Source organism: Pseudomonas sp. (assembly GCF_026224925.1).
GTDB lineage: Bacteria > Pseudomonadota > Gammaproteobacteria > Pseudomonadales > Pseudomonadaceae > Aquipseudomonas.
This window is the reverse complement of sequence record NZ_JAMFRV010000392.1, coordinates 1-4,475: the sequence shown is the minus strand read 5'-3', so window position 1 is coordinate 4,475 and position 4,475 is coordinate 1. Positions and strand designations below refer to the sequence as shown.

The following is a 4,475-nucleotide window of genomic DNA, read 5'->3' as shown; positions in this document are numbered from 1 at the left end:
TGGTGTGGGTGGGAACGCATTGATGGAGAGCAGACGGCGTAAATTCGGTCTGGTAGTGGGTGTGGTCGTAGTGTTGCTGGTGGCCATCGGGGTATGGTTTTTTCTGTTTGCTGCCAAGCCCAAGCCAAAACCGCCGGTCACGGGCGAGCCAGTGGCGGCGGTGGCGGTCAAATTGCAGGACGTGCCGGTGTACATCGACGCCTTGGGCACGGTGACGCCAACCCGCAGCGTCACTGTGGTCTCGCAAGTCAGCGGCATTCTCAGCACAGTGGAATTCAAGGAAGGCCAGCACGTACGCAGCGGCCAAGTCATTGCACGCATCGACGACCGCACGCTCAAGGCGCAGTTGGCCCAAGCCAAGGGCGTATTGGCCCACGATCAAGCCGTCTTGAGTAACGCCCAGCGCGACCTCGCGCGTTTTCGCGAATTAATTAAAATCGGTTCCACCAGCCAGCAGATTCTCGACACCCAAGCGTCGTTGGTGCAACAGCAGCAGGGCACCGTTGCCTCCGATCTAGGCAGTGCGCAAAATCTTGAAGTGCAGGTCGGTTACTGCACCATCACCTCGCCAATCAACGGAGTGGTCGGTTTGCGCCTGGTCGACCCCGGCAATTACGTCACCAGCGCCAGCACCACCGGGATTGCCGTGATCACTCAACTGGACCCAGCCACCGTGGTGTTTTCGGTGCCCGAAGATGACCTCGGTACCATCAACCAATCCATGAGCCGAGGCGCGGTTACCGTACTGGCGTATGACCGTAACAAGAACGCGTTACTGGCGACCGGTTCGTTATTGGCGTTGGATAACCAGGTTGATGTCAGTACCGGCACGATCAAGGTCAAGGCACAGTTCGATGGCTCGGGCAACAAACTGTTCCCTAACCAATTCGTCAACGCCCGGCTCGAAGCCGACATTCTGAAGCAGACGCCAGTGGTGCCAACCATGGCAATTCAGCACGGCAGTAAGGGTGACTTTGTGCTGGTGGTCGTGGGCGATAAAGCCAGCCTGCGCATCATCAAAGCGGGTCCGAGCATGGGCGATGTTACTGCGATTCTGGATAACGGATTGAAAGCCACCGATCAGGTGATCACCGAAGGCGCGGACAAACTGGACGATGGCTCTCCAGTAAAAGTAGTGGCCCAGTGAGGCGCGCCCAGCCATGAACATTTCCCGGCCCTTTATTGAACGTCCTGTTGCCACCACCCTCATCATGGTTGCTGTCTTGCTGATTGGGTTGCTGGGCTATCACTTGCTGTCAGTGTCGGCCCTGCCTGAGGTCGACTACCCGACAATTCAGGTGTTTACCCAGTACACCGGAGCCAGCCCGGAGGTGGTCAGTTCCTCGATCACCGCGCCGCTGGAACGCCAGCTCGGTGAGATGCCGGGGCTGAAGTCGATGAACTCCACCAGCTCCGATGGTGCGTCAGTCATCACCCTGCAGTTCGACTTGTCGCTGTCGTTGGACATTGCCGAGCAAGAAGTGCAAGCCGCAATCAATGCTGCGGGCACCTTCCTTCCGGCGAACCTGCCGTATCCGCCGGTGTACAGCAAGGTCAACCCGGCTGACGCGCCGGTAATGACCTTGTCGCTGACGTCAGACGTGTTGCCGCTGACCAAGATCGAAGACTTGGCCGACACCCGGTTGGCGCAGAAAATCTCGCAGATCACCGGGGTAGGACTGGTCACTATCAGTGGTGGTCAACGACCTGCGGTGCGGATCGAAACCAACACGTCGGCGCTGAATAACCTCGGGCTGTCGCTGGAGGATCTGCGTACTACGTTGGGCAACGCCAACGTCAATCAGGCCAAGGGCAATATAGATGGCAAATTCCAGGCGTATTCGATCGGCAGTAACGATCAGTTGCAGTCCGCCGACGAGTATAGCGATCTGGTGATTGGCTACAAAAACGGCGCGCCGATTCGCCTGGCACAAATCGCCAGTTCGATTCAGGGCGCGGAAAACCCGCGTCAGGCGGCCTGGACCAATACCACACCGTCGATTTTGCTGAACATCCAGCGTCAGCCCGGCGCCAACGTCATCGACGTGGTTGATCGTGTGCAACAACTGCTGCCCAAGCTCCGCGCCAGCCTACCCGCCACGCTCAAGGTCAGCGTGTTGACCGACCGCACGCAAACTATCCGCGCCTCGGTCACCGACGTTCAATACGAGCTGGGCGTTGCGGTGTTGCTGGTGGTACTGGTGATCTTTCTGTTTCTGCGTAACTTGCCCGCCACCATTATTCCGGCGATAACTGTGCCGCTGACCCTGGTGGGCACCTTGGCTGTGGCGTACGCCTTGGGCTTTTCCCTGAACAACCTGACGCTGATGGCGCTAACCATCGCCATCGGTTTTGTGGTCGACGACGCCATCGTCATGATCGAAAACATCACCCGCTACATCGAGGCGGGGGACACGCCGCTGGAGGCTGCGCTCAAAGGTTCGGAGCAAATCGGCTTTACCATTATTTCGCTGTCGATTGCCTTGATTGCGGTGATGATTCCTCTGTTGTTCATGGGCGATGTGGTGGGGCGGTTGTTTCGTGAGTTCGCCATGACTGTGGCGGTGACCATCGTTATCTCAGCGCTGATCTCGTTGACGCTGACGCCCATGCTCTGCGCGCGGATGCTCAAAGCGCACAAAGGCGAGCGTCGCGTCGACCTCTTCGACCGAATCAACGGCTACTACGTACGCGGCCTGGATTGGGTGTTGGCGCATCGCACCTTGACCATGATTTCCATTGTGCTGACCGCGCTGTTGACCGTGTTGATTATCGTGATTATGCCTAAAGGCTTTTTCCCTGAGCAGGACACCGGGCTGATTCAGGGGATATCTCAGGCCTCGCCGACTATCTCCTTCCAACAAATGGTGATCGAGCAGCAGCGCGTGGCGGAACGCGTATTGAAAGATCCTGCGGTCGCCAGCCTGTCGTCGTTTGTTGGCATCGACCAGACCAACCCGACCATCAACCAGGGCAACTTTCTCATCAACCTCAAGGACCGAGGCCTGCGCGATAGCAGTGCGGTTGTGATCCGGCGACTGTCAGACGCTAACGCGGGTGATTCCGGCATTCGTTTGTACCTGCATGCGGTACAGGATCTGACCCTCGACGCCACCGTCTCCACTACCAGCTATCGGCTTGGCCTGCAGGCGACGGACCCCGAAGCGTTGCAGTTGTGGACCGGTAAACTGCTGGCAGCGATCAAGCAAGACCCGATGTTCACCGATGTGCAAAGCCAGGCGATGCAGTTTGGCAATCAGATTCAGCTGAACTTCGACCGCGCCACCGCCTCACGTCTGGGCGTTACCCCGCAGGCCATCGACGATGTGCTGTACGACGCGTTCGGTCAACGTCAGGTGTCGACCATTTACACCCAGCTCAACCAGTATCACGTGGTCATGGCTACTGACCATCCGCCGCGTAATTTGGCCGATTTGCTGACCGGTTTGTACGTGACCACCTCCAGTGGCGGGGTCGCGCCGCTGTCGAGCATGGCCACGCAAAAGATCCTGCGTACGCCAATCACGATCAATCGTCAGGGGCAGTTTCCGTACGCGGATGTCTCGTTCAATTTGGCGCCGGGTAAAACCCTAGGCACGGCGTTGACCCGGCTCAAGGTCATCGAAGCGCAAGTTGGCATGCCGCTCAACGTGCAAGCGTCGCTAGAAGGCTCGGCGGCTACCTTTGAATCGTCATTGTCTAATCAGGTGTACCTGGTGGCTGCGGCGATCATTGTGGTGTACCTGATGCTGGGCATTCTTTACGAAAGCTTCGTGCACCCGGTGACGATCCTTTCGACCCTGCTGTCGGCAGCGCTGGGCGCACTGCTGGCGCTACTGATCACCGGCACGCAGTTTGACATCATTGGACTGATTGGCATTGTCTTGCTGATCGGCATCGTGATGAAGAACGGCATCATGATGGTGGACTTTGCGCTTGAGTTGGAGCGTGAAGGCGGGCTGGGCCCGGTTGAAGCCATTCGGCAGGCCGCCGAGCTGCGTTTTCGGCCGATTCTGATGACTAGCATGGCTTCACTGTTCGGCGCGGTGCCGCTGGCGTTGGGTACTGGTATCGGCTCTGAATTGCGCCATCCATTGGGCATCGCGATCATTGGCGGCTTGTTGCTGAGCCAATTGCTGACGTTGTTCTCGACGCCGGTGATCTTCCTCGCCATGCATGCGTTGGAGCATCGTTTCAGTAAGCGGCGACCAGACGATGACGGGCTCAATGCTGATGCTCCGGCCAGCGCAAAATGAACCTCAGCGCACCCTTTGTCCACAGGCCTATTGCGACCACATTGTTGGCGACAGGCTTGGCGTTATTCGGCCTGTTGGCGTTCATGTTGTTGCCGGTAGCGCCGCTGCCTGAGGTGGACTTTCCGTCCATCAGCGTGCGTGCCTCATTGCCCGGTGCCGATCCCAGCACCGTCGCCAGTTCAGTAGCTACGCCGTTGGAGCGCCAGTTCGGGCAAATCG

Annotated in this window: 3 protein-coding genes; all 3 read left to right on the top strand. The window is 58.3% G+C overall.

Annotated elements, in window-relative coordinates; all coding sequences use genetic code 11:
• Positions 1-19: 19 nt before the first annotated feature.
• Positions 20-1,147, top strand: a complete 1,128-nt coding sequence (locus M0974_RS17030; protein WP_367279030.1) for an efflux RND transporter periplasmic adaptor subunit — start codon at positions 20-22, stop codon at positions 1,145-1,147.
• A gap of 13 nt (positions 1,148-1,160) precedes the next feature.
• Positions 1,161-4,256, top strand: a complete 3,096-nt coding sequence (locus M0974_RS17025; protein ID WP_297839101.1) for an efflux RND transporter permease subunit — start codon at positions 1,161-1,163, stop codon at positions 4,254-4,256.
• Positions 4,253-4,475: efflux RND transporter permease subunit (locus tag M0974_RS17020; RefSeq protein WP_297839099.1), on the top strand; the 223-nt coding region annotated here is incomplete at its 3' end. The genes M0974_RS17025 and M0974_RS17020, both read left to right, overlap by 4 nt.

Excerpts from the sequence above, each read along its gene's own strand:
- M0974_RS17025 (WP_297839101.1), top strand. The coding sequence starts at position 1,161 with ATGAACATTTCCCGGCCCTTTATTGAACGTCCTGTTGCCACCACCCTC.